Consider the following 16,561-nt stretch of genomic DNA (forward strand, 5'->3'; position numbering starts at 1 on the left):
ACTCCCACGGCGCGCAGCGCGGCCTTGTCAGGATGCACGGGTGACCCTCACCTCGCCCGCCGACCCGACAGTTACGGTCGTCGCACGCGTGCGCGAGTCGCTGCGGGCGGCACAAATCGACCCGCAGCGTGACCCCGATCGGGCGAGTCAGATCGCGAGGTCCGAGGTACGTCGGCACAACGATTTCGCGCTGGCTCGCGGCGAGCGGACCCTCGATGACGAGGCCCATCACGTGCGCGACATCCTGGCTCAGCTCTCGGGATTCGGTCCGCTGCAGGCCTACCTCGACGACCCCGAGGTCGAGGAACTCTGGATCAACGCGCCAGACCGGATCTTCGTCGCGCGTGCCGGGGTCGCGTCCCGGGTCCCGCTCGCGTTGACCGACACGGCGATACGAGATCTCGTCGAACGGATGCTGCACGCGACCGGCCGCCGCGTCGATCTCAGCCAGCCCTTTGTCGACGCCTCACTTCCCGACGGGAGTCGCTTGCACGTCGTCATCCCGGACATCACGCGGCGTCATTGGGTCGTGAACATCCGCAAGTTCCTCCCGCGGTACCGGTCGCTCGATGACCTCGTCGCGGTGGGCAGCGTGACGGCGGCGGATGCTGACCTGCTGGCGATCGCGATGCGGGAGGGGCGCAGCATCCTCGTTTCGGGTGCTACGCACGCCGGCAAGACGACGCTGCTTGCGGCGCTCATTGCCGCGTGTGCGCCGTCGCAGCGCATTGTCACGGTGGAGGAGACGTTCGAACTCGCCGTAGAAGCCGCCGATCTGGTCGCGCTGCAGGGGCGTCAGCCGAGCCTCGAAGGGGGAGGGGAGGTGACGCTGCGCCGCCTCGTGAAAGAGGCGCTGCGGATGCGGCCAGATCGGCTGGTCATCGGCGAGGTGCGAGACGCCGAAGCGCTCGATCTCGTCCTCGCACTCAACACCGGTGTACCGGGCGCCGCGACAATCCACGCCAACTCCGCAGCCGATGCACTCCGCAAGCTCTGCTCACTTCCGCTGCTGGCGGGCCGCAACATCGACAGCGGCTTCGTGGTTCCGGCGGTCGCGGAATCCGTCGATCTTGTCGTCCACTGCCAGCGGGACGCGACCGGCCGGCGACGGGTGACCGAGATCGTCGAGCCCAGGGGAATCGAGGATGGCGTCATCCAGACCCGCCCTGCGGCCCGACGGGAACGGCAGCCACTGATGCGGAGCAGGGACCGATGATTCTGCTCGTGGGAGTGATGCTCGGCACAGGAGTCCTGCTCATCGTGTCGCCATGGCTGTGGCCGGCGGGACGCGGCTCCGCATCACCGGCGGCCCCCTCGGCGCTGACCCGGCTGATCGGTGAGGCAGGCTTCGCGGAGCGGGCGAGCTCTCGCAACGTTCTTGCCTCTTCTGCCCTTGTCGGTGTGATCGCCGCCGCACTCGCGTGGCTCGTGTTTCCTACGCTGCCCCTGTGGCTTCTCGCGGGTCTCGTCGGCGCATACGCTCCCATCGCCTGGTTGCAGTCTCGGGCTCGGCGACGCGCCAAAGAGCGCCGTGGACTCTGGCCCGATGTCTGTGACCTTCTCGTGTCGTCGGTTCGGGCCGGGATGTCGCTCGCTGACGCGGTCGCGAGCCTTGCCGTTTCGGGTCCCGAGCGACTTCGACCCGACTTCGTCAGGTTCGCCCGCGACGTCTCGGCGTCTGGGCACTTGGATGCCGCGCTCGCCGGCCTGAAGACCCGCCTGGCTGATCCGATCGCGGACCGGATCGTGGAGACCTTGCGCATGGCGCGTGAGGTCGGCGGGACGGAGCTCGTGCCCACACTGCGCGCACTCGGGGCGGCGGTTCGCGCCGATGCGACCTTGCGCGCCGAGGTCGAGGCCCGCCAGTCGTGGATACGCGCCGCGGCGGTTCTCGGAGCCGTTGCTCCGTGGGTGATTCTCGGGCTTCTCGCGCTTCGTCCCGAGGCTGCTGCCGCGTACGGCTCGCCCCAGGGAGTCGCGCTGATCCTCGGCGGCGCCGTCGTGACTGTTGTCGCGTTCCGGCTCATGCTTCGTGTGGGAAGGCTCGCTGAGCCGCAGAGGTGGTTCGCGTGAACCCGACGGATGTCGCCCTTGCCGTGGTCTTCGGCGGCGCGCTCGCTGGGGGCCTTCTTCTCGTCTTCTCGGCGTCGCCACGCTGGCGCGCCCGTGGATTGACGGCGCGCCTTGCTCCGTACCTGCGCGATGTCACGGACGGGGACCCCGGCCGCGCGTTCAGCGCCATCACCGTGCCCGTTCTCGGATCGGCTGCGCCGGCGTGGGAGGCCGCCGCCCAGCGGCTGTCGAGCATCCGTTCCTCGTGGCAGCGTTCGCGCGCACTTGTCTGGGCGCTGCTCGGAGCGGGAGTGGGAGCGGCGCTGGCGACAGCTGTTGCGCTGACGCAGGGTCCGCATCCAGGCCTACTGGCGCTGCCCCTGGTCGGTGCGACCGCTGCCGCGGTCGGCGAGCAATCCGTGCGCCGCGCCGGCGAGCGCGCCCGTGCGAGGCGGCTGCACGAAGAGCTCCCCGTCGTTCTCGAATTCCTTGCGCTGTGCTTGTCTGCGGGTGAGGGGCTTCTCGACGCGCTTCGACGCGTCGGCAGCCGGGGGACCGGAGAGCTTGCGGCAGGCATCCGCGAAGTCGTCGTTGAGGTCGGGACCGGATCGGCGTTGACGGATGCCTTGCTTGCGTTCGCTCGTCGAGAAGACAGCCCGGCCCTGTCGCGCGCGATCGATCAACTCGTCGCAGCGGTCGACCGGGGAACGCCCCTCGCTGATGTGCTCCACGCCCACGCCGCCGATGCGCGCTCGGGGGAGCAGCGCGAGCTCATTGAGCAGGCCGGCCGCAAAGAGATTGCGATGCTCATCCCGCTTGTCTTCTTGATTCTGCCGGTCAGCGTGCTGTTTGCGATCTTCCCCGGCGTCGTGATGCTCGACCTCGGATGAGTGCCCACCAATAGCGATAACCGAACCGAAGGAGATGATGATGAGACGGATGCTGAACCGCCTGCGCGAAGCGATCGCGCCGCGTGCGGGAACCGATCTAGAGGACGCCGGCGTGGCAGCCGCGCTGCGTGAAGACCGTGGTGACGTACCCGGCTGGGTGCTGATAACGCTGATGACCGCGGGGCTGGTCGTGTTGATTTGGGCGCTCGCGGGTCCTGCGCTGTCGGGTTTGTTCGAACAGGCGATCTCCCGCGTATCGGGGTTCTGAGGCGGCTGGCTGTGAGTGATTGTGGCGTCTGGGATGACGATCGGGGTTCTGCACCGGTCGAGTTCATCATGGTCGCCGCACTGCTCACGGCCCTCACGCTGGGTGTGATTCAGCTCGGCATCGCCACCTACGTCAGAAACGTCGTGCACGACGCGGCGGTCGAGGGCGCCTATTACGGCGCACTCGCCGACACCGCTACCGGCTCAGCCGTCGATCGCACGCGCGAGGTGATCACCCGGGCAATCGGAGCCGAGTATGGAACGGATGTCGGCACCCGCGAGGTCATGATCGACGGTCAGCCTGTCGTTGAGGTCACGGTGCGCACCAGCATCCCGCTCGTCGGCCTCTGGCCAAGCGGCCTGCAGACGGAGGTGACAGCCCATGCTCCGCTGGAGTCGTTCGATCGCTGACCGGTTGCGTTCACGACTGGCTCGGATGCTGCGCGAGGACGACGGCTCTGCATCTCTCGAGTTCCTCACGGTGGGCCTCCTGATGCTCGTGCCGCTCATCTATGTCGTCGTCGCGCTCGGTCAGATTCAGCATCAGGCGCTCGGCGCCGAATCCGCAGCCCGCCACGTCGCGCGGGCGATCTCGCTGTCGTCGGATGCGACATCGGCCAGTTCGAGCGCCTCCGAGGTGCTGTCGGCAGTGATGGCGGAGTATGACCTGGACGCCTCCGCCACGTCCCTATCGATCTCGTGTGTTCCGGCGTCGGTATCCTGCCCGACAGCGGGGGCGGCGGTGCGGGTTTCGGTTGCGACGCGCGTCTCGCTGCCGCTCGCGCCACCGGTGCTCGGGCTCGATCAGATCGCGAGCGTTCCGGTCGAGGCGAGTGCGGTGCAGCGGATGTCCCGGTTCTGGAGCGGGGGATGAGGGCGGTACTGAGGCGGCTTCGCGATTCGCTGCCTGCCGCGGGTGACGAGGAGGGCAGCATCCTGCCGCTGGTGCTGGGATACGCGATGCTCGCGCTCGTGCTGATCCTCGTGACTGTCGACGCGACGAGTCTGTACCTCGCGCAGAAGCGGCTCGACAGCGTCGCCGACGCTGCTGCCCTTGCCGGCGCTGACGGATTCACGCTCACGATCGCGGGTGGCTCGCCGCGCGCCGAGCTCTCCTCGGGCGATGTGTACGCTCAGGCGAGTGCGCTGCTGGCGCAGTCGGATGCCGACGCAAGCCTGGTCTCGGCATCCACGCCCGACGGGTTGTCAGCGCGGGTGACGGTTGCTGGGCAGTGGCATCCGCCAGTCTTCAGTCTCTTCGTGCCCGACGGCGTCTCGCTCGAGGCCACTGCCACCAGCCGCAACGCCCTGCGGTAAAAGTCCTGAAACGTACGTAATGCAGCGAAACGGGAGTACCGTGTGGTCATGACTGATATCCCGATCACGGATGCGCGCGATCGGCTCGCCTCCGTGATCGATGAAGCCCGCCGCGGGACCGTCTATTTGACCCGACGTGATAGGCGAGTTGCGGCGATTGTTGACCCAGAGACCCTCGCCCAGCTCGAAGCCGACGCCGAGGAACTCAGTGACATTCGCGCCGTCGATGCGGCCTGGGCCGAGACCGAGCGACTGTCCGAGACGCCAATCCCGTGGGAGGACGTGAAGCGCGAGCTCGGGCTGTGACCTACCGCATCGAGGTCCTCCCGGCGGCGGTTCGCGAGATCCGCAAGCTTCCGCCGGAAGCGAAGCGGCGCGTACAAGCCGTCATCGTGCTGCTGAGCGAGAACCCGAGGCCGCCAGCGGCGACCACGCTGACGGCGCGGCCCGAGTGGCGGGTGCGCACTGGCGATTACCGCGTGCTTTACCGCATCGAGGACGACATCCTGACGATCGTTGTCGTGCGTGCCAGTCATCGGCGGGACGTCTACGAGAGATGAGTCAGTCGGAGTCGTTCACCTCGATGACGATCCGGCCGTCGGCTCCGATGACCCCGGGGCCCTTGTCGGGAGTTGGCGCTGGCACCGGAATGATCTGCTCCTGCTCCCACGCCAACCGTGCGTTGTGGGCTGACGGGTGGAAGAGCTCGTCCATCCCGAAGGTTCCTCCCGAGCTGAACGACGACTGCAGTGCTCGGCCCTGCCGCCACGCGATTGCGCCGCCGATCGCGAAGCTCACGGGGGCGAGCGCGAGGGCGGCGATCGTGAGCCACCCAAACACATCCGACATGTGCCGAGAGTACGTCCGCCGCGAGGAAGACGGATCCCCCTTAAGACGGATACCGCGCGGTAGCGTTCGATCGTGGATGTGTCCCGCCGCTCGCTGATGCTCGGCAGCCTCGCTCTTGGCGTCTCCGCCGCGCTCGCGGCTTGTACTCCGCGAGGCACCGACCCGGGGATCCGTTCGCGAGTGCCGGATCGGCCGACGTCGTTCCTCCGGACGTCCTGGTCGGCGGATCCGTTCGCCTTCGGTTCCTACTCATACCTCGCCCCGAGCGACCTCGGCTCGAGCGCTCGGGAACTGCTCGCTGCTCCTGTGGGGCGCCTCTTCTTCGCCGGTGAAGCGACCTCGACGAGCGCGCCCGCGACCACGACCGGCGCCTGGCAGTCCGGTGAGCGGGCCGCCGCACAGGTGACGGACACGACGGGGCCGGTCATCGTCATCGGTGCGGGGTTCGCAGGACTCGCCGCCGCCCGCGCGCTGGTCGCCGCCGGACGAGAGGTCACGGTTGTCGAGGGGCGCGACCGGATCGGCGGCCGCGCTCACACGGTTCCGTTCGCGGGCGGGGTCGCCGACCTCGGCGCATCCTGGATCCACGGCACCGCTGACAACCCGATAACCCTGCTGGCAGCGGATGCCGGAACCGCCCTCATCCCGTTCGACTACGACAACCAGATCGGCGCCGACGAGGACGCTCTCGATTGGCTGGAAGAGATCACTTGGGAGGCATCCGACGAGGACGATCCTGAGGCACGGCCGATGTCGGATCTGCCTCCCACCACTCTCACCGCGGGACAGACGTGGGCGGTAGCCGTCGAGGTCGCAGGGGAGTACGGAGCAGACCCCGATCGCCTCGCCATCGCCGCCTTGGACGAGGGCGATGAGCAGCGCGGCGGCGACGCCTTGCTGAGCGACGGCTATGGTGCCCTGGTATCCGAGGCGGCCGCCGGTCTCGACATCCGCACGGGATGGCCGGTGACCCGGATCACGCAGGATGCCGCCGGAGTCACCATCACTGCGGACGACGGTCAGACCCTTTCCGGCGCGGTCGCCATCGTGACGGTACCCCTCGGCGTTCTCCAGGCCGGCGCCATCGCCTTCGACCCACCGCTTCCCGACGAGAAGACCGCCGCGATCTCGGCCCTCGGGATGGGTCTGCTCGACAAGCTGTGGCTCGCGTTCGACGAGGTCTTCTGGGACCCTGACGTCGACGTCATCAACATCGTGGATCCCGAGAACCCGGGCGCATGGCCGTTCTGGGTCAATGGCTACAAGGCGTTCGGGCTACCCGTCCTCCTCGGGTTTGCCGGCGGCGCTGCTGCGGAGCGAAACGCGCGGCTGACCGATGACGAACTCGTCGCCAGCGCCATGACCACGCTGCGGACCGCGTTCAGCCCTGGTAGCCGATGAGCCAGCGGACGCCGTACCGGTCGCGGACCATGCCGTCGTAGTCGCCCCACGGGCGCTGCTGCAACGCATCCACGATCTCGCCGCCGTCGGCTAGAGCGCCGAACCATGCGGTCAGCTTTTTCAGCCGAGGCGGTGCCGAGAAGCGAGAACTCGACACCGGCCATAGCCACGGACTCTTCGCCGGCTGCGGCATCCGCGGCGAACAGGGTCACCAGGCCTGAGAGGGCTCCGTGGGCGATCGCTTCCTTCGGTCCGTCCGTGCGCGAGAACTCGCCGAACGTATACAGCTCGAGGTCGCCGCCGAAAACCGACTGGTAGAAGGTCAGCGCCTCTCTGGCGGTGCCGTCGAAGTGGAGATAAGGGACGAGTCCGCTCATGCTGCGTGCCCCCGGGCCAGCGACCGACGGATCAGCTTGTCTCCCTCGACCACGATCGGGGGAATCAGGGCGAGGCCGATCGCGAGCCACCATTGCGCGGCATCCAGCGGCGTCGTCATGAGCAGCGCGTTCATGAAGTCGAGTTCGACCGAGAGGACTGTCAGCACGATCGGGATCCACATCCACTTCAGGGCGTTGCTGATCGGGGCGGCAAGACCGGATGCGGGATCGCGGCGCATCGCGAACCCGGCGAGGACCATGCCCAGGCTCAGCACGACGAAGGTCATCGTGACGGGGACCGACGGCTCGGTCTGACTCGGGGTTCCCGGCGAGAGCAGCATTGCGGCAAGCGCGGCGCCGAAGATCGCGACGCCGTACAGCAGCCACTGGCCGATCGAGCGGGGGTTGGCCAACGGAATCTTCGTGTTCCGTGGCGGCTGCGACATGAGTCCTGCCGGGCTCGGGTCGAGCGTGATGACGAGCACGGGGAAGAAGGTGATGAAAAAGCTCAGGAACAGCACCATCAGTGGTGTGATCGGGGTGCCGTTGTTGATGTCGAAGATGCTCGAGACCAGGAACAGCAGCACGAGCGAGAACAGGCCCGCCATCTGGTAGCGGATGTAGCTGACGATCTTGTCGTAGATCGTGCGACCGAGCCGGATCGCCTCGACGAGCGTGCCGAAGTTGTCGTCGGTGAGGATCATCTTGCCGGCCTGCTTGGTCACCTCGCTTCCCGATCCCATCGCGACGCCGATATCGGCCTGCTTGAGGGCTGCGGCGTCGTTGACGGCATCCCCGGTCATCGCCACGACATCGCCGCGCTCCTGCATGAGGCGGGCGATCCGCAGCTTGTCTTCGGGGGTGACGCGCCCGAACACGTGGAGTTCGGGCAGGCGTGCGGTGAGCTCTTCGTCGCTGAGCGCCCGCAGCTCGGGGCCACTGATCGCGCCGGGGCCGAGGCCCAGCTCCCGCCCGATCGCGGCTGCCGTCACGGCGTGGTCGCCGGTGATCATCCGCACTTCGATGCCCGCCTCGCCCGCGACGCGGACCGCCTCGATTGCCTCGGGGCGCAGCGGGTCGATGATGCCGACGAGGGCGACGAAGGTGAAGTCCTCGGCAAACGACATGGGATCGGTCTTCGCCGCTGCTTCCCGACCCTCGAGGTCGCGCACTGCGATCGCGAGGACTCGCAGGCCGTTGCGGCTGAGCTCGGCGTTCGCCTCCAGGATGCTGTCCTTTGCGTCCGCGATAGGGACGACGCCCTCAGCGGTGACGGCGCGCGAGCAGCGGTCGATGACGACATCCGGCCCGCCCTTCATCGTCGCGAGGAACGTCTCGTGTCCAAGCAGCGGAGCGTGGTGGAAGGTCACCATGAACTTGTATGCCGAGTCGAACGGCACCTCGGCTTCGCGCGGGTAAGCGCGGCGGCTCTCTTCGGCATCGACGCCGAGCTTCGCGGCCAAGACCACGAGGGCAGCTTCAGTCGGGTCGCCGACCACGACCCCGGCATCCGAGACCGTCGCATCGGAGTTCAGGCACAGGCCGTACGCGAGGGGCGTGAAGTCGGGAACCTCTTTGCCGGCGGCATGACGAAGCGCGCCGGTCTTGCGATAGCCCTCGCCTTCGACGGTGAACCACTGCCCGAGCGCATAGAGCTTGGTGGCGGTCATCTGGTTGAGGGTCAGTGTTCCGGTCTTGTCGGAGTTGATCGCGGATGTCGCACCGAGCGTCTCGACGTCGCTGAGGTTCTTCACGACAGCGCGGTGTTCGGCAAGCTGCCGAGCACCGTAGGCGAGCATCCCCTGCACGAAGGTCGGCAGGGCGGACGGGATCGCCGAGACAGCCATCGCGATTCCGACGAGCAGCACCGTCGCGATGGTTTCGCCGCGCAGGAGACCCAGGATGATCATGATCGCCACGGCGCCCCACGCGATGAAGCCGAGCACCTTCGTCAGGCCGTCGAGCTCGCGCTGCAGCGGCGACTTGGAGGGCGCGACGGCGGTGAGCATCGCCGCGATCTGACCCATCTGGGTCGACATCCCGGTTCCGGTGACGACCATCGCAGCGGTACCGCGCGTGACAGTCGTGTTCTGCCACAGCATGTTGGCGCGATCGCCGAGCGCGACATCGTGTCCATCGATCGTCGCGACATCCTTATCGACCGGCGCGCTTTCACCGGTGAGCGCCGCTTCTTGGGTCTGGAGGTTCGCCGAGCGCAGGATGCGGCCATCGGCCGGCACGAGATCGCCCGCCTCGAGCTGCACGAGGTCGCCGGGCACGATCTCGGGTGCGGGCACCTCGCGCAGCGATCCGTCCCGCACGACTTTCACGTGCGGGATCTGCAACTTCGAGAGCCCGTCGACGCTCGCGCGGGCGGCAAGCTCCTGCCGGGTGCCGAGCACGACATTCAGCACGATGAGGGCAGCGACGATGAACGCCACGGCGAACTGGGCGATGATGAGGCTCACCACGACCACCGCGACCAGCATGAGGTTCATCGGATCGGCGAGCAGGCGCAGGGCTATCGTCCAGGCGCTCGGCGCCGGGGGAGCGGGGATCGTGTTCGGGCCGCCGGTCGCCAGGCGACGAGCTGCATCAGCTGAGGTCAGGCCGTTCGCGGCGTCCGTGCCGAGGCTGCGGACGACGGCATCCGTATCGAGGGTCCACCACGCGGTGGTGTCGGATGTCCGCGCCGGTGTCGCCTGGGTGGATTGTGGTCTGGTCTGCTCGGTCATGCCGGTCCCTTCGCCGGGCCCGATCCTATCGGGGCTCGCGAGTCGCGGACAGTGCCATCTGTCGCGCACTCCGGGTGCAACGCCCAGCATTCTCACGGGTGGTCTCCGAGCCTTCTCATAACTGCCGGACGTACCGTCGAAGAGTGCGTTTGGCAGTACACGAGTTCGGCAGCGGCGACCGTACGGCCGCCATCGTTCACGGCATCAGCGGATCGGGCCTGCTCTGGCAGGATTTCGCCGAGCGACTCTCGCGCAGACACGGGATGCGGGTGCTCGCCGTCGACCTTCGCGGTCACGGCTCCAGCCCTCGATCGGAGCACTATCGCCTCCGGGACTTCACCCACGATCTCGTCGAGACGCTGCCGACAGGCCTAGACCTTGCGATCGGGCACTCTCTCGGTGGGCGAGCCCTCGCCGACGCCGCTGAGCGGCTGCAGCCGCACCGTGCGATCTACCTCGACCCGGCACTCGACGTCGATGCGGGTGTCGCCGGGCGGCGCCTGCTGACCTACCGGATGGCGGGCCCGGTTGTGGCACGCATGCTCTCCGTTGTCGACCCGGCCGTACCGGCGCCGCTGCGTCGGCGCCTGCGGGCGAGTACCCGGCGCTGGGACCGCTTCATGGCGCTGTCGGTCGTGCAAGAGCTGGATGCCCACCGGGTTGAACCCGCGCCGCCCCCGGTGCCGTCAACGATCGTGAAGGCGACCAAGTCGCGGCTTCTTCGGAGCCGTTACCTCGAGCGCCTGAAAGGGTACGGCTGGGACGTTCGCGAGTTCCTCAGCCGCCACGAGATGCAGCTTCTGAAGCCCGAGGCGCTGCTCGACGCTCTCGAGGATGTGCTGCGCGCACCGACGCGAGCCCTGAGCGCGGTCTGAGTCTTCGCTGGCAGACCTCAATCGAGGTCTATGCGTTGACGCGCCTCGGGAACATCCCAGACGTTCGGACCGTCTTCCGCTGACTCGGTTGCCGTAACCCCGGGGCACCATCCGGTGATCGCCATCGCCACGAGGGCGAGTGAGCCAAGAGCCGCGGGAACAGCCAGAGCCCAGACACCCGTGGTCGCCGCGCTCCCGGCGATGACTGCGACAAAGACGGCCGCCGCCCACCGTGCGATGCGCTCGCCGCGCGTGATCGTGCAGACCCGGAGCAGGCTCACGGGGTGCTCGTGGCGTCCTGGGCCGCGTTCTGCTGCGCGATCTGGCGGCGCACGTCATCCATGTCGAGGCCTTCGACCGCGGTGATCACCTGCTCGAGCTGCGGTGCCGCGAGGGCGCCGGGTTGTGAGAAGACGAGGATGCCGTCGCGGAAGGCCATGAGCGTCGGTATCGAGGTGATGCGAAAGCCCGCCGCGAGTTGTTGCTGGGCCTCGGTGTCGATCTTGCCGAACACGATCTCGGGGTGAGCCTCGGAAGACTTCTCGAACACGGGACCGAACATGCGGCACGGCGCGCACCACGCTGCCCAAAAGTCGAGCAGCACGATGCCGGAGTCATTGATGGTCGTCTCGATCGTCTCGAGGGTGATCTCACGGGTTGCCATGATCTGTATCATACCCTAGGGGGTATACCCCTCGGGTGGATTCCGTACTGTTCGTGTCGGGAACTGCCTGCTCTGCTCAGTAAGGACCCCTCATGCGCCGCATCCGTCTTGCCGTGGCCGCACTGGCCGCCGTCGTTCTCGCGACGAGCCTCGCGGCCTGCTCGGCGACGCCATCGGTCGAGGTTCCCGAGGGCGCTGTCATCATCGACGTGCGGACGCCCGACGAGTATGCCGAGGGGCACCTCGAGGGTGCGATCAACGTCAACCTGCAGTCGGGTTCGTTCGAGCAGGAGATTGCCGAGCAGCCCCTCGACGGCACCTACATCGTGTACTGCCGCACCGGAAACCGGTCGGCACAGGCCGTCGCGATCATGACTGACCTCGGCTTCACGGATGTCACCGATGCCGGCGGCGTCAGTGACGCCTCAGCTGCGACCGGCATCCCGATCGTCACCGACTGACCTGCTCAGCCCGCGCGACCCGACCGCGGCACGAAGCGGGGAACCCAGCGCACGAAGGCGGCCGCGCCCAGGAGCCCGAGTACACCGACCGCGCCGGTTGCCACCGACAGGGTCGAGACCGCCGCGATCCCCGAGACGAGCAGCGGTGCTGCGGCCCCACCGGCGTCGGTGAACATGCGCCACGACCCGAGGAACGGGGCGGGGTCCGTGCGCGGGGCGACGTCGGCGCCGAGGGTGAGCAGGATGCCGCTGGACAGCCCATTGCCGACACCCAGGACCGCGGCGAACATCGCGAACCACATCGCCGACGAGTCGAGGTCGTGCGTGAAGGCGAGTGCGAGGAATCCGAGGCCCATCAGCAGCATCGCGGGAAGGGCTGCCCACAGCCGTCCGAAGCGGTCCATGACCTGGCCGCTCGCATAGAAGAGGGCGAAATCGATCGCGCCCGAGACGCCGACGACGAGCGCAATGGTCTGCGCGTCGAGCCCGATCGACACGCCCCACAGTGGCAGAACCACCTGACGGGCAGATCGCACCGCAGCCAGCGACGCCGCAGCAACCCCGAGCCGTGACAGGACGGCCCGGTAGCGCCAGGCGACGGCGAAGACGCTCTCGCGGCTCCCCGGAACCCGGATGCTGCCGGTGATCGCCTCGCCCGTGTCCTCTTCATCGAGTTCTTCTCGGGTCTTCTCCGCAGCCGCATCCGATTCGGCATCCGTCTCGACCGCCGAGAACAGCTGTTCGGGGTCTGCCGCGAAGACGACGAGCAGGACGGTGGCCAGAAGGCACACTCCGAAGAACCAGATTGCAGCGTGTTCGTCACCGAAGGCGGCAAGAAGCGCAGCCGCGACGAAGGGACCCACGAACATGCCCAGCCGGAATGTGCCGCCCAGCAGCGACATCCCGCGGGAACGGAACGACAGCGGTACGCGCGTGGTCATGAACGAGTGCCGGGCCAGTCCGAAGGCAGCGGCGCACACCCCGATGAGCAGCACGGATGCTGCGAACACGCCGAGCACGGGAGCCACGATCATGCCTGCCACCCCGAGCAGGGCAAGTGTGCCGGCAACCGCCATCGTGATGCGTTCACCGAAACGCGCGACGGCCCAGCCGGCAGGGAGGTTCCCCGCGAGTTGGCCCACCACGAGGGCCGAGGCCACGAGCGCTGCCCCTGCGACATCGGCACCCAACTGCGCCGCGATCACGGGAATGAGGGGGATGACGGCGCCCTCACCCAGAGCGAAGAGCACCGTCGGGAGGTAGACCATCGGTCCGAATCGCCACAGCACATCCCGCGCGCGGATCGGGGCGGGAGGATCGGACATCGGTTCCACGTTAGTCTGGACTGTCATGCTCGAACTCGATCTATCCGCCGACATCCAGGCCCTGCGCTCCACTTTCAACGACATCCAGTCCGTCGTCGACGTCGATGCGCTCGCCGCAGAGATCGCGCGGCTGAGTGACGAGGCTGGCGCGCCGGACCTCTGGGACGACCCCGAGCAGGCGCAGAAGGTCACGAGCGCCTTGAGTCACCGACAGGCTGAGATGTCTCGCATCACCGCCGTCGCCCAGCGGCTCGATGACCTCGAAGTGCTCGTCGAACTTGCCAACGAGATGGAAGACGAGGAGTCGGCGGCCGAGGCGCGACGTGAGCTTGTCGAGCTCGAGAAGGTCATCGGCGACCTCGAGGTGCAGACCCTGCTTGACGGGGAGTACGACGATCGGTCCGCGGTCGTGACGATCCGCTCGGGCGCCGGGGGCGACGATGCGACCGATTTCGCCGAGATGCTCATGCGCATGTACCTGCGGTGGGCCGAGCGGCACAAGTACCCCGTGAAGGTCATGGACACCTCCTACGCCGAGGGTGCCGGCATCAAGTCGGCGACGTTCGAGATCGACGCCCCCTACGCCTACGGCACGCTCTCGGTCGAGGCCGGAACCCACCGCCTTGCGCGGATCAGCCCCTTCGGTGCTGCCGACAAGCGGCAGACCTCGTTCGCGGCTGTCGAGGTGATCCCGGTCATGGAAGAGGCGGTCGAGGTCGACATCCCCGAAGGGGACATTCGCGTCGATGTCTTCCGCTCGTCCGGTCCCGGCGGCCAGTCGGTCAACACGACAGACTCCGCCGTTCGCATCACCCACATCCCCACCGGGATCGTGGTGTCGATGCAGAACGAGAAGAGCCAGATCCAGAACCGCGCCGCCGCCATGCGCGTTCTGCAGACCCGGCTGCTGCTACTCAAGCGTGAAGAAGAAGCGGCCAAGAAGAAGGAACTGGCAGGCACCATCACCGCCAGCTGGGGCGACCAGATGCGTTCCTACTTCCTGTACGGCCAACAGCTGGTCAAGGACCTGCGCACCGGTCACGAGGTCGGAAACCCTGCTGTCGTGTTCGACGGCGACCTCGACGGGTTCATTGCCGCAGGCATCCGCTGGCGCAAGCGCAAGGATGACGACGACTGACGCTTCGCTCCCGCGTCGACGGCGGGGAGCCTGAACGTTCTCGATGAAGACTGCGCCGCCACGGGTGTCGCACCCGGCGGTGATCACCTGCGCGCTTAGGCTCAGATCGCCATGATCCGGTTCGAGAACGTCACCAAGCGATACCGGGGCACCGCGAAACCCGCCCTCGACCAGGTGAGCTTCGAAGTGCTCCGCGGCGAGTTCGTGTTCCTCGTGGGTGCGTCGGGGTCGGGTAAGTCATCCTGTCTGCGCCTCATTCTGCGAGAGGACATCGCCACCTCTGGCAACGTCCTCGTGCTCGGGCGCGACCTGCGCACCCTCGCCAACCGCAAGGTGCCCTACTTCCGCCGCCACGTCGGCGCCGTCTTCCAAGACTTCCGGCTGCTGCCGAACAAGACGGTCTTTCAGAACGTCGCGTTCACACTGCAGGTCATCGGCTCCTCGCGCGGGTTCATCAAGCAGGCGGTTCCCGAGGCGCTCGCCCTGGTCGGACTCGCCGACAAGCAGAAGCGGATGCCGCACGAACTCTCGGGTGGTGAGCAGCAGCGCGTCGCGATCGCCCGCGCGCTGGTGAACCGCCCTCAGGTGCTGCTGGCCGATGAGCCCACCGGGAACCTTGACCCTGCGACATCCATCGACATCATGCAGTTGCTCGCGCGGATCAACGCCGGCGGCACCACGATCGTGATGGCAACCCACGAGGCGGGCTTTGTCGATCAGATGAAGCGGCGCGTTATCGAGCTGCGCGGCGGCCAGATGATGCGTGACGAGCGCCACGGTGGCTACGGCGACACGTCGGGTCTGCCGCGGCTTCAGCCCGAGCAGGTGCGCGGTGCGGCTGCTGCTGCTGCGCTCACCGCGGTCCTCGAACTGCAGCGTGAGGTCGGCATCGAGCCGACAGTGACGGATGCCGAGATCGCCGTCGCCGCGGCAGTGGATGTTGCCGACGACCCATCGACGGCGTCTGTGGGCTCCGCCCTCGCTGAGGTGCGCCCGGCTCCCGTCGACCCCGATGTGCCGGCCCCGGCCGTTGCAGAGGCTCCGGTGGAGGCGGCTCCGGCACCTTCGCCCGAAGAGCGACCCGCATCCGCGCCGAATGCACCGTCGGTGCCGCCCGAATGGCAGGTCTCCGCGGCGCAGTCCGCAGCAGCTCCGCGACCCACGACGCAGCCTGTGCCTGTCATCGACATCCCCGAAGTCGAGGTCGAAGAGCTGGGGCTGGCAGAGCGGCTGGGGTTGGCCGGCGAGCACGGCGATGATGAAGTCGGGCCCACCTCATGAGGGCCGGGCTCGTCTTCGGTGAGGCGCTGAGCGGCCTGCGCCGCAATGCGTCGATGGTGATCTCCGTCGTCTTGGTGACCTTTGTTTCTCTGACCTTCGTCGGCGCTGCGATGCTCATGCAGCTGCAGATCGGCACGATGCGCACCTTCTGGGCCGATCGTGCCCAGGTGCAGATCTACATGTGCAGCTCCCTGTCGCAGGTTCCCACCTGCGCAAACGGAGTCGCGACGCAGGAGCAGATCGACGGCGTCCGAGCCAAACTCGATTCGGATTCGCTTGCTCCGCTGATCAGTGACCTGCAGTTCGATAGCGCCGAGCAGGCCTACCAGGATGCGATCGATCTGCTCGGAGAGGAGTACAACGGCATCCTCACCGCCGACCAGATCGGTGCGCAGTTCCGAATCACGCTCGCAGACCCGACCAAGTCAGCAGTGATCTCCGAGGCGTTCTCGGGATCGGACGGGGTGGAAGAGGTCAAGGACCAGCTGCAATACCTCGAGCCGTTGTTCTCTGCGCTGACCGTCGCGACATACGTCGCCGTCGGGATCGCGGGGCTCATGCTCATCGCGGCCGTGTTGCTCATCTCGACGACGATCCGCTTGTCGGCGTATGCGCGAAGACGCGAACTCGGCATCATGCGGCTCGTCGGAGCATCCAATCGGTTCATCCAAACGCCCTTCATCCTCGAGGGTGTGTTCGCTGCGCTCATCGGCTCGGTACTGGCGAGCGTCGCCGTCGTAGCCGGAGTGCAGTTCGGTGTGCAGGACTACCTGCGTTCACGCATCCCGTTCGTGGCGACCTGGGTCGATACCGCCGATGTGCTGGTGGTCATTCCCGTCCTCATCGGGATCGGCATCGTGCTCGCCGCGCTCTCGGCGGGCTTCGCGATCCGGCGCTGGCTTCGGGCCTAGTCGGCGGGAGCGAGGAGA

Annotated in this window: 21 protein-coding genes; 15 read left to right on the forward strand and 6 right to left on the reverse strand. The window is 67.5% G+C overall.

The window, feature by feature from the left end; all coding sequences use genetic code 11:
• Positions 1 to 40: 40 nt before the first annotated feature.
• The 9 genes from ACQVDU_RS01845 to ACQVDU_RS01885 are packed head-to-tail and all read left to right on the forward strand — an operon-like array spanning position 41 to position 5,086.
• Positions 41 to 1,216 carry a CpaF family protein gene (locus ACQVDU_RS01845; RefSeq protein WP_300592095.1) on the forward strand — a complete coding sequence of 392 codons (1,176 nt, stop codon included), beginning with the start codon at positions 41 to 43 and terminating at the stop codon, positions 1,214 to 1,216.
• Positions 1,213 to 2,073, forward strand: coding sequence for a type II secretion system F family protein (locus ACQVDU_RS01850; RefSeq protein ID WP_300592097.1), 861 nt, complete (start codon positions 1,213 to 1,215; stop codon positions 2,071 to 2,073). The genes ACQVDU_RS01845 and ACQVDU_RS01850 overlap by 4 nt, the downstream gene beginning before the upstream one ends.
• On the forward strand, positions 2,070 to 2,942 hold the full coding sequence (locus ACQVDU_RS01855) for a type II secretion system F family protein (protein WP_363498148.1): 873 nt from the start codon (positions 2,070 to 2,072) through the stop codon (positions 2,940 to 2,942). The genes ACQVDU_RS01850 and ACQVDU_RS01855 overlap by 4 nt, the downstream gene beginning before the upstream one ends.
• 37 nt (positions 2,943 to 2,979) lie before the next feature.
• On the forward strand, positions 2,980 to 3,210 hold the full coding sequence (locus ACQVDU_RS01860) for a hypothetical protein (protein WP_300591891.1): 231 nt from the start codon (positions 2,980 to 2,982) through the stop codon (positions 3,208 to 3,210).
• Between the two features lie 11 nt (positions 3,211 to 3,221).
• Complete coding sequence (locus ACQVDU_RS01865; RefSeq protein ID WP_443476142.1) at positions 3,222 to 3,620, forward strand: TadE/TadG family type IV pilus assembly protein; 399 nt, start codon at positions 3,222 to 3,224, stop codon at positions 3,618 to 3,620.
• A complete protein-coding gene (locus tag ACQVDU_RS01870; RefSeq protein ID WP_443476143.1) occupies positions 3,592 to 4,083 on the forward strand; it encodes a TadE family protein in 492 nt (163 codons plus the stop codon). The genes ACQVDU_RS01865 and ACQVDU_RS01870 overlap by 29 nt, the downstream gene beginning before the upstream one ends.
• Positions 4,080 to 4,526, forward strand: a complete 447-nt coding sequence (locus ACQVDU_RS01875; RefSeq protein WP_443476144.1) for a pilus assembly protein TadG-related protein — start codon at positions 4,080 to 4,082, stop codon at positions 4,524 to 4,526. The genes ACQVDU_RS01870 and ACQVDU_RS01875 overlap by 4 nt, the downstream gene beginning before the upstream one ends.
• A 48-nt stretch (positions 4,527 to 4,574) precedes the next feature.
• Positions 4,575 to 4,832: a type II toxin-antitoxin system Phd/YefM family antitoxin gene (locus ACQVDU_RS01880; protein ID WP_300591881.1), complete on the forward strand. Its 258-nt coding sequence runs from the start codon at positions 4,575 to 4,577 to the stop codon at positions 4,830 to 4,832.
• Positions 4,829 to 5,086 carry a type II toxin-antitoxin system RelE family toxin gene (locus ACQVDU_RS01885; RefSeq protein WP_443476145.1) on the forward strand — a complete coding sequence of 86 codons (258 nt, stop codon included), beginning with the start codon at positions 4,829 to 4,831 and terminating at the stop codon, positions 5,084 to 5,086. Before ACQVDU_RS01880 ends, ACQVDU_RS01885 begins: the two co-directional genes overlap by 4 nt.
• Before the next feature lies 1 nt (position 5,087).
• On the opposite strand, the gene ACQVDU_RS01890 is transcribed toward ACQVDU_RS01885, so the two are convergent.
• Positions 5,088 to 5,375 (reverse strand): hypothetical protein, encoded by a 288-nt coding sequence (locus ACQVDU_RS01890; RefSeq protein ID WP_443476146.1) that lies wholly within the window; start codon positions 5,373 to 5,375, stop codon positions 5,088 to 5,090.
• A gap of 72 nt (positions 5,376 to 5,447) precedes the next feature.
• On the opposite strand from ACQVDU_RS01890, the gene ACQVDU_RS01895 reads away from it, so the two are divergent.
• The gene (locus ACQVDU_RS01895; RefSeq protein ID WP_300591887.1) at positions 5,448 to 6,776 is read left to right on the forward strand and encodes an FAD-dependent oxidoreductase; all 1,329 of its coding nucleotides are present in this window, start codon (positions 5,448 to 5,450) and stop codon (positions 6,774 to 6,776) included.
• Here the strand turns inward: ACQVDU_RS01895 and ACQVDU_RS01900 are convergent.
• Together ACQVDU_RS01900 and ACQVDU_RS01905 are read right to left on the reverse strand one after the other, a co-directional pair.
• Positions 6,757 to 6,933, reverse strand: coding sequence for a hypothetical protein (locus tag ACQVDU_RS01900; protein ID WP_366945425.1), 177 nt, complete (start codon positions 6,931 to 6,933; stop codon positions 6,757 to 6,759). The genes ACQVDU_RS01895 and ACQVDU_RS01900 overlap by 20 nt on opposite strands.
• Positions 6,934 to 7,149: 216 nt before the next feature.
• Positions 7,150 to 9,888, reverse strand: coding sequence for a cation-translocating P-type ATPase (locus ACQVDU_RS01905; RefSeq protein WP_443476147.1), 2,739 nt, complete (start codon positions 9,886 to 9,888; stop codon positions 7,150 to 7,152).
• 143 nt (positions 9,889 to 10,031) lie between these two features.
• Between ACQVDU_RS01905 and ACQVDU_RS01910 the strand changes: the two genes are divergently transcribed.
• A complete protein-coding gene (locus ACQVDU_RS01910; RefSeq protein ID WP_443476148.1) occupies positions 10,032 to 10,763 on the forward strand; it encodes an alpha/beta fold hydrolase in 732 nt (243 codons plus the stop codon).
• A 17-nt stretch (positions 10,764 to 10,780) separates the two neighbouring features.
• On the opposite strand, the gene ACQVDU_RS01915 is transcribed toward ACQVDU_RS01910, so the two are convergent.
• Entirely contained in the window at positions 10,781 to 11,044 is a 264-nt protein-coding gene (locus ACQVDU_RS01915) for a hypothetical protein (RefSeq protein ID WP_443476149.1), read from the reverse strand.
• Positions 11,041 to 11,427 carry a thioredoxin family protein gene (locus ACQVDU_RS01920; RefSeq protein WP_443476150.1) on the reverse strand — a complete coding sequence of 129 codons (387 nt, stop codon included), beginning with the start codon at positions 11,425 to 11,427 and terminating at the stop codon, positions 11,041 to 11,043. The genes ACQVDU_RS01915 and ACQVDU_RS01920 overlap by 4 nt, the downstream gene beginning before the upstream one ends.
• A gap of 92 nt (positions 11,428 to 11,519) precedes the next feature.
• Between ACQVDU_RS01920 and ACQVDU_RS01925 the strand changes: the two genes are divergently transcribed.
• Positions 11,520 to 11,888, forward strand: coding sequence for a rhodanese-like domain-containing protein (locus ACQVDU_RS01925; RefSeq protein ID WP_300594740.1), 369 nt, complete (start codon positions 11,520 to 11,522; stop codon positions 11,886 to 11,888).
• A gap of 5 nt (positions 11,889 to 11,893) precedes the next feature.
• Here the strand turns inward: ACQVDU_RS01925 and ACQVDU_RS01930 are convergent, their stop codons facing one another.
• Positions 11,894 to 13,213 carry an MFS transporter gene (locus ACQVDU_RS01930; RefSeq protein WP_443476385.1) on the reverse strand — a complete coding sequence of 440 codons (1,320 nt, stop codon included), beginning with the start codon at positions 13,211 to 13,213 and terminating at the stop codon, positions 11,894 to 11,896.
• Between the two features lie 25 nt (positions 13,214 to 13,238).
• Between ACQVDU_RS01930 and prfB the strand changes: the two genes are divergently transcribed.
• The 3 genes from prfB to ftsX all read left to right on the forward strand — a co-directional run bounded on the left by prfB (position 13,239) and on the right by ftsX (position 16,543).
• The gene (gene prfB / locus ACQVDU_RS01935) at positions 13,239 to 14,351 is read left to right on the forward strand and encodes a peptide chain release factor 2 (RefSeq protein ID WP_331791454.1); all 1,113 of its coding nucleotides are present in this window, start codon (positions 13,239 to 13,241) and stop codon (positions 14,349 to 14,351) included.
• A 111-nt stretch (positions 14,352 to 14,462) separates the two neighbouring features.
• Positions 14,463 to 15,632 carry a cell division ATP-binding protein FtsE gene (gene ftsE, locus ACQVDU_RS01940; protein WP_363499007.1) on the forward strand — a complete coding sequence of 390 codons (1,170 nt, stop codon included), beginning with the start codon at positions 14,463 to 14,465 and terminating at the stop codon, positions 15,630 to 15,632.
• The gene (gene ftsX / locus ACQVDU_RS01945) at positions 15,629 to 16,543 is read left to right on the forward strand and encodes a permease-like cell division protein FtsX (protein ID WP_292708647.1); all 915 of its coding nucleotides are present in this window, start codon (positions 15,629 to 15,631) and stop codon (positions 16,541 to 16,543) included. The genes ftsE and ftsX overlap by 4 nt, the downstream gene beginning before the upstream one ends.
• Positions 16,544 to 16,561: the final 18 nt, after the last annotated feature.

Origin of the sequence: Microbacterium sp. F2 (assembly GCF_052274505.1) — a bacterium.
Lineage (GTDB): Bacteria > Actinomycetota > Actinomycetes > Actinomycetales > Microbacteriaceae > Microbacterium.

Coding starts and splice junctions, on each gene's coding strand:
- ACQVDU_RS01850 (WP_300592097.1), top strand. CDS start 1,213: ATGATTCTGCTCGTGGGAGTGATGCTCGGCACAGGAGTCCTGCTCATC.
- ACQVDU_RS01860 (WP_300591891.1), top strand. CDS start 2,980: ATGATGAGACGGATGCTGAACCGCCTGCGCGAAGCGATCGCGCCGCGT.
- ACQVDU_RS01870 (WP_443476143.1), top strand. CDS start 3,592: ATGCTCCGCTGGAGTCGTTCGATCGCTGACCGGTTGCGTTCACGACTG.
- ACQVDU_RS01875 (WP_443476144.1), top strand. CDS start 4,080: ATGAGGGCGGTACTGAGGCGGCTTCGCGATTCGCTGCCTGCCGCGGGT.
- ACQVDU_RS01880 (WP_300591881.1), top strand. CDS start 4,575: ATGACTGATATCCCGATCACGGATGCGCGCGATCGGCTCGCCTCCGTG.
- ACQVDU_RS01890 (WP_443476146.1), bottom strand. CDS start 5,375: ATGTCGGATGTGTTTGGGTGGCTCACGATCGCCGCCCTCGCGCTCGCC.
- ACQVDU_RS01905 (WP_443476147.1), bottom strand. CDS start 9,888: ATGACCGAGCAGACCAGACCACAATCCACCCAGGCGACACCGGCGCGG.
- ACQVDU_RS01920 (WP_443476150.1), bottom strand. CDS start 11,427: ATGGCAACCCGTGAGATCACCCTCGAGACGATCGAGACGACCATCAAT.
- ACQVDU_RS01925 (WP_300594740.1), top strand. CDS start 11,520: ATGCGCCGCATCCGTCTTGCCGTGGCCGCACTGGCCGCCGTCGTTCTC.
- ACQVDU_RS01930 (WP_443476385.1), bottom strand. CDS start 13,213: ATGTCCGATCCTCCCGCCCCGATCCGCGCGCGGGATGTGCTGTGGCGA.
- prfB (WP_331791454.1), top strand. CDS start 13,239: ATGCTCGAACTCGATCTATCCGCCGACATCCAGGCCCTGCGCTCCACT.
- ftsE (WP_363499007.1), top strand. CDS start 14,463: ATGATCCGGTTCGAGAACGTCACCAAGCGATACCGGGGCACCGCGAAA.
- ftsX (WP_292708647.1), top strand. CDS start 15,629: ATGAGGGCCGGGCTCGTCTTCGGTGAGGCGCTGAGCGGCCTGCGCCGC.